The organism is Arthrobacter sp. B0316-1-20 (genome assembly GCF_059091865.1).
In genome coordinates this window covers 1-6018 of sequence record NZ_JBNHHC010000114.1, presented here as the reverse complement: position 1 = coordinate 6018, position 6018 = coordinate 1, and the positions used below count along the sequence as shown (strand labels likewise).

The 6018-nt window shown below is 63.4% G+C and carries 8 protein-coding genes; 4 read left to right on the top strand and 4 right to left on the bottom strand.

Going from position 1 to position 6018, the window contains the following annotated elements; translation table 11 throughout:
* Window positions 1-2 precede the first annotated feature (2 nt).
* Window positions 3-371, bottom strand: coding sequence for a HepT-like ribonuclease domain-containing protein (locus tag AC5RW2_RS39815; protein WP_494032568.1), 369 nt, complete (start codon window positions 369-371; stop codon window positions 3-5).
* 59 nt (window positions 372-430) lie between these two features.
* Window positions 431-883: a helix-turn-helix domain-containing protein gene (locus AC5RW2_RS39810; RefSeq protein ID WP_494032567.1), complete on the bottom strand. Its 453-nt coding sequence runs from the start codon at window positions 881-883 to the stop codon at window positions 431-433.
* Window positions 884-1094: 211 nt separating this feature from the next.
* Here AC5RW2_RS39810 and AC5RW2_RS39805 point away from each other — a divergent pair, with 211 nt between their 5' ends.
* Window positions 1095-2117, top strand: coding sequence for a DUF808 domain-containing protein (locus tag AC5RW2_RS39805; protein WP_494037042.1), 1023 nt, complete (start codon window positions 1095-1097; stop codon window positions 2115-2117).
* Window positions 2118-2597: 480 nt separating this feature from the next.
* Window positions 2598-2882 carry a hypothetical protein gene (locus tag AC5RW2_RS39800; protein ID WP_494075223.1) on the top strand — a complete coding sequence of 95 codons (285 nt, stop codon included), beginning with the start codon at window positions 2598-2600 and terminating at the stop codon, window positions 2880-2882.
* Window positions 2883-3027: 145 nt separating this feature from the next.
* Here AC5RW2_RS39800 and AC5RW2_RS39795 read toward each other — a convergent pair whose 3' ends face one another.
* Window positions 3028-3726, bottom strand: coding sequence for a DUF4190 domain-containing protein (locus tag AC5RW2_RS39795; RefSeq protein WP_494037223.1), 699 nt, complete (start codon window positions 3724-3726; stop codon window positions 3028-3030).
* A gap of 203 nt (window positions 3727-3929) precedes the next feature.
* Here AC5RW2_RS39795 and AC5RW2_RS39790 point away from each other — a divergent pair, with 203 nt between their 5' ends.
* On the top strand, window positions 3930-5114 hold the full coding sequence (locus AC5RW2_RS39790; RefSeq protein ID WP_494075222.1) for an IS256 family transposase: 1185 nt from the start codon (window positions 3930-3932) through the stop codon (window positions 5112-5114).
* Complete coding sequence (locus AC5RW2_RS39785; protein WP_494075221.1) at window positions 5041-5217, top strand: hypothetical protein; 177 nt, start codon at window positions 5041-5043, stop codon at window positions 5215-5217. Before AC5RW2_RS39790 ends, AC5RW2_RS39785 begins: the two co-directional genes overlap by 74 nt.
* Before the next feature lie 48 nt (window positions 5218-5265).
* On the opposite strand, the gene AC5RW2_RS39780 is transcribed toward AC5RW2_RS39785, so the two are convergent.
* The coding region (locus AC5RW2_RS39780) for a hypothetical protein (RefSeq protein WP_494075220.1) at window positions 5266-6018 on the bottom strand (753 nt) is incomplete at its 5' end.

The window sequence follows — 6018 nt, the reverse complement described above, 5'->3', positions numbered from 1 at the left end:
GATCAGATTCCGCCGAGCTTGGCCGTCATGTCGGCAATCTGCCGTTCGAGCTCGGGAAAGCTTTTCAGGGCCGTGTTCCAGATGATCCGGTAATTGACCCCGGCGTAGTCGTGCGCCAGGAAATTTCGGGTGCTGCGAATGTAGCGCCAGGGGACCTGGGCGTTGTCTTCCCGGAACGACTCGGGCAGCCTGTCCGCGGCCGTGGAGAGATTGATGATGATGGCGGTCATGGCGAGCCGCTGCGTATCGTCCTGCGGGTCAAAGAAGGCAGCCTCTCCCCGGCTGACGATGCGGCGGGCCGACACAAGGAATCCGACCATATCGGCCAGCAGCTTGCGGGAACGCTGGGCGTCCTTCGCCTCGCGGCTCAATTGAGGTTTTGCTGCTGTCCGAGGGGTGAAACCTTCGCCGTCCGGTGGACTTGCGGTGCTCAGAGCGGCACCGCCTCACCGCGGATGCGGTTCATGATCTCACTGTCACCGTGGTCGGTCACCACATCCACCCTGGTGCCCAGGAGCTGGCGCAGCTCGGTCTCCAGACCTGCCAGGTCGAAAATGGTCGCATCGTCCTCAGGGGTGACGAGCAGGTCGACATCGCTGTCCGGAGTGTCGGCTCCGTGCACGCTGGAGCCGAAGACCCGGACATTCCTGACGTGCATGCGTTTCGCCAAATCCAGGACCGCCTGCCTGTTCTCGAAGAGTACGATTGAAGGGCGGCGCCGGGCCGCCCTCAGGATTGTCTGCAGGGTTTCCGGGCGGGGAACCCTGGCCCCTGATTCATAGGCGGAGATATTCGGCTGTGGCACCCCGGCCAGCTGGGCCAGGCGGGACTGGCTCAGGCCGGAGCGACTCCGGGCCTCGCGGATTTGCTCGGCGGCATCCATGCGGCAATCATATCGGTGCGATATAGCAAGAAGAAGCATTGTGCCGGCTGAAGGATCCAGACGCATTGCCTGCAGCCTGAAGGTGTTCCAGGGCCCGGTAGCAGGTCAGGCCGTTTCCGGGGCATTTGTATACTTTGAGCATGCCGATCACGCGCCTCAACCGTGGCCTCCACGCCCATCAGTCCGCCCCCGAGCAGTGCGGGGGACGTCTGTGAGCGGCGGTCTCGTCGCCCTGCTGGACGACGTCGCAGCCCTGGCCCGCATAGCGGCCGCCTCGGTGGACGACGTCGCTGCCGGGGCCGCCAAGGCGGGGGCCAAGGCCGCCGGCGTGGTGATCGACGACGCCGCCGTCACCCCGCAGTACGTATCCGGGGCAGACCCGTCCCGCGAACTGCCGATGATCAAGCGGATCTTCTGGGGCTCGCTCCGGAACAAGCTGTTGATCATCCTGCCGGCGCTGCTGCTCATCAGCGCCTTCATCCCGGGGGTCATCCCGTTCATCCTCATGCTGGGCGGCACCTACCTCTGCTACGAGGGTGCCGAGAAGGTCTGGCATAAGCTCCGCGGCCACCACGCGGCCGAAAAGGCGCCGGCGGTCGAACAGGGCCCGGAGGCGGAGGCTAAGGTCACCAAGGGCGCCATCACCACCGACTTCATCCTGTCCTGCGAGATCATGGTCATCTCGATGAACGAGGTGGCCGACGCGTCCTTGTGGGTCCGGGCGCTCATCCTGGTCGTCGTGGCGATCGCGATCACGGTGCTCGTCTACGGCGCCGTCGCACTCATTGTCAAGATGGACGACCTCGGCCTGCACCTGACCACCAAGGACTCCGCGGGCTCGCAGCGCTTCGGCGCTCTGCTCGTCAAGGGCATGCCCGCCGTGCTGGCCGCGATCACCCTCGTTGGGACGATCGCCATGCTCTGGGTCGGCGGCCACATCATGCTCCAGGGGGCGTACGATCTGGGCTGGCACGCTCCGTACGACCTGGTCCACGTCCTCGAGACCCCGTTCGCCGGGATCCCGGTGGCCGGCGGCTTCCTGGCCTGGCTCGTGAACACCCTGTGCTCGGCCGTCCTCGGAGCCGCCTGGGGCCTCGTCGTCATGGCCATCTTGCACCCCCTGCTCAAAGTGCTGCCGTTCGGCAAGAAGAAGGGTGGGCACGAAGAGGGCGACGTCCGCGCCGCCGTCGCCGGCTATCGGCCGTCGAAACGCGAGGCCGATCCCGCCTCCTAGGCTAGGAACTTTGGCGGGTCCGCTGAACCAGCATGGTTACGCTGATAACTACTAGCGCCCCGCCTAGCACCCCCAGCATGGGCGGGCCCCATACTAGCCCGGCAATAACACCGTAGAGTCCGCAGATCAAGCCAAAATGAGCGGCCATCTCGGATTAGCTCAATTGGGATTGGCGCGCTGCCGCTTACAAGCCAAATAGGCGTATGCGGCGACGATGGCCAGAACCAGGATCGGCATCGCTCTTTGGATCCATAACAGTGCTTCTTCTGACATCGTGCCCGTGCCCCCTCGTAGATAAGCCAAAGCGTACAGAGGGAACCAAGAACCGCCAGAGCCAGAGCAGCTTTCCCGGCGGCCGCCAAAGATCCACCGATACATGGATGCTCCGGCGTCTTATTGTCTGCAAAGTACAAGCCATACCCTCGCTGAGACAGCTGTACGGGACTGCCCCAGGTTCTTCGTGCGGGTTAGAGTGGCGCCATGGGAGAGCGCAAGTCGCGCAACTTGTGGTTGCGAATGACTGACCAGACTGGTTTGAGCGAACCTGAGGGAAAGGCTCAACTGCCAAGCCCCGGGATGCACCTGTTGGCCACTGTCCTCTGGGCCGTTTCGGCCGTGATCTGGTTGTCCTTAGCTTTTCAAGCACAGGGCGAGATTCAGATTCTGTATGCGATCCTCATTGTCTTGTCCCTCGGATTGGCCGTAAATAGCTTTGTGATGCTGCGCGGTCCAAGAAACGCAGGGGCGGGTCCAACGAGGATCTGAGAGATCGATAAAGACGACCGGCATCACTCGTTACACGGGTTACACGGCGGAAACTCTCAACCCATACATCGTCGTTCGCGCGCTTTGACTTCCTCCCGGCTCAGTTCGGGCCACGATTGAGGGCCGAAGGACCCGCCGGCAGGGGTCAGGACGTGCTGAAAACAAAGATGATGACGATGGTGCCGAGTACCAGGCTGAGGTAGCCAATGACCAGTCCGGCGATGGCGAGGCCACGGCCGCCCTCTCCGGTGCGCTTGATCTCCTTGAGTGCCATGTGACCGAGGATGATGCCGAACAGGTTGATAAAGGGGGACGAAACCAGTGAGGCGATCGCCAGCGGGTTAGTTCTGGCGGCTGATTCCCCCGGAGGCATCCCCGCGCCGGTATGGCTTTGTGAAGAGTCGTGGCTGTTCCTCGGCATCTTCCGATCGGCGACAACCGCCCTTGAGTCAACCTCCATGGCAGCGGCGGCTGTATTCACAAGGCTCTGGAGGTGTTCCTCGAATGTTTCCCGGGCTCCGAAAAAGAGATACTCCGTGATCCTGTAGCCAAAGGTGTCGAAGGCATGAGCTTCAATCTCAGAACCTTCCGCCGCGGTCCTCGCCGTCAGCGTCAGACCCACCGGAATATTCTTGCGCCCTACGGAGAAGAGGTTGCCCCACAGCCGATATTGCCAGTTTGAACCGCGGCGGACCTCCAGAGAATTACCATCCTGGGAAACCCCGGCCCCGTCAGAAGCAAAGATTTGGGCTGCAGCCTTCAAAGCCGCATCCGGGCCCAACGGCGAAGCCCAGCGCTCGGTCCACTCGACGAACGGTTTGCCCTGGCTTGAATCCAACCACATGGTCTCAATTCCTCACGCAACGGCCCCCGCACCCCATGGCGCTGGCTTCATGAGCTGAACCTACAGCGGGCGGGGACAGATCGCCACAGTCTGGAATGGAGGACCGATCCATTGAACGATAGATCCGGCCATGGTACGTCGAATGGGACTGTAAGAAGAAGAACGGTGTGTGAGGGTCCGGCCTGATCCGAAAGGAGACGGCCGTGTCAGAGTTCACGACCGAGATGACAGAGGCGATGATCGATCCCGTGACGGGAGAGATCATCGATCAGAAGGAGCTGGCCGAACGGCTGCTCGCTCAGGTCAAGGAGCAGGGCGTGAGTCTGGTGGGCCCTGGTGGGCTGCTGAGCCAGCTCACGAAGAACGTGCTCGAGACTGCGCTGGAAGCGGAACTGACCGAGCACCTCGGCCACGAGCACGGCGAGACTCCGATCGCGGCCAACATGCGCAATGGCACCCGGTCCAAGACCGTGTTGACCGAGATCGGTCCGGTCGAGATCGAGGTGCCCCGGGACCGGGAGGGGTCCTTCGAGCCGGTGATTGTGCCCAAGCGGAAACGGCGCTTGGACGGGATCGATCAGGTCGTGCTCTCCCTGAGTGCCCGGGGTTTGACGACCGGGGAGATCGCCGCGCACTTCGAGGAGGTCTACGGGGCCAAGGTCTCGCAGGGACACCATCAGCCAGATCACGGAAGAAGGTCGCCGGTGAGCTGGCCGAGTGGTCCGCCCGGCCGCTGGATCCGATCTATCCGGTGCTCTTCGTCGATGCGATCGCCCGTCTTGGTCCGCGACGGTCAGGTGCGCAACACCCCGTTCTGCGTCGTCATGGGCGTCACGACCAATGGGGAGCGGGAGATCCTGGGCATCTGGGCCGGCGACGGCGCTGAGGGCGCCCGGTTCTGGCTGCAGGTCTTCTCCGAGCTGAAGAACCGGGGCGTGGAAGACGTGCTCATCGCCGTCTGCGACTTAGCTCTTGGGCTGCCGGAGGCGATCACGACCATCTGGGAGCGAACGGTGGTGCAGCAGTGCATCGTGCACCTGATCCGCAACAGCTTCCGTTACGCCGGCCGGCAGCACCGCGACGGGATCGTCAAGGCGCTCAAGCCGGTCTACACCGCACCGAGTGAGCAGGCCGCGAAGGACCGGTTCGCCGAGTTCACGGCCGAGTGGGGCCAGCGGTATCCAGCGATCGTGCAGCTCTGGGAGTCCTCCTGGGCGGAGTTTGTGCCGTTCCTCGAGTACGACGTGGAGATCCGCTTCGGTGATCTGCACGACGAACGTGATCGAGTCGATCAACGCCCGCTACCGACGGGCGGTGAGGGCGCGCGGGCACTTCCCCAACGAGGCCGCTGCACTGAAGTGCCTCTACCTGGTCACCAGGTCTCTTGACCCTACCGGCGGAGGCCGGGCACGCTGGATGATGAGGTGGAAGCCCGCGCTCAACGCGTTCGCGATCACCTTCGCCGGTCGGTTCGAGAGAACCTCCCACTGATGAAAACCGCCGGACCCCACACACCGTCTATCGGACAGTGCCGATGCCTTATTCGTCGGCCCGGTCGACGACAGTGACCTTGTCGTGCACGCTCAGCAGTGTGACCGTGTCTTTTCGGAACCGCTTCCGGCCCTTCCTGTCGAGGACCGGGGCCGGCGGGGTGGAGACGGTGCCGACGTCGGCAGTGCCCTGCCGGATCATGTGGGCGAAGGACAGGAGGATCCTTAGTACCTCTGACGGGTCCGGAGCGTCGAAGCGGGTGGCCTCCGGGATCGGGTCCAGCGTCTCGGACGGAAGGGTCAGGTCCTGAACCACGGGCGGCTTATCGGACAGGGGATCCGAAAGCGTGGCCATCACATACGGGTGCAGCGGGTAAGGGTTGTCGTGCGGGTCGGCCAGGAGCCACCGCTCGAGGAACGTCACTGATTTCGTGGACGCCAATACCACGTTGTCCGGGCCCGGTGCCCACCAGAGCACCGCCCCGGTTCCGTCCGCGCGGTTCATGACCAGGATGCCCTGCGGGGACGGGAGATCGGCCGGGGTCAGCGCAAGATCCTGAATGTCCTGGTTCGCTCCTGAAAGGATGACCTCGCTTATATCGGCATCCGCGTAGAAGGCATGCCGTCCGATCAGCGCGCGGGCACCAAGTTCGGTCATGGTGACCGCGGATTTGGCTGCCTGCGCCCTGATCCTGAACTTCTCCTCTTCGCGCAGGGCGATGGGAAGCATGTCTTCAACGCTGGTGCCGATACGCCGGGAAATATCGCGGATGACAGGATTCGGCCGATGCTTGGGGTCATC

Coding starts and splice junctions, on each gene's coding strand:
- AC5RW2_RS39810 (WP_494032567.1), bottom strand. CDS start 883: ATGGATGCCGCCGAGCAAATCCGCGAGGCCCGGAGTCGCTCCGGCCTG.
- AC5RW2_RS39800 (WP_494075223.1), top strand. CDS start 2,598: ATGGGAGAGCGCAAGTCGCGCAACTTGTGGTTGCGAATGACTGACCAG.
- AC5RW2_RS39795 (WP_494037223.1), bottom strand. CDS start 3,726: ATGTGGTTGGATTCAAGCCAGGGCAAACCGTTCGTCGAGTGGACCGAG.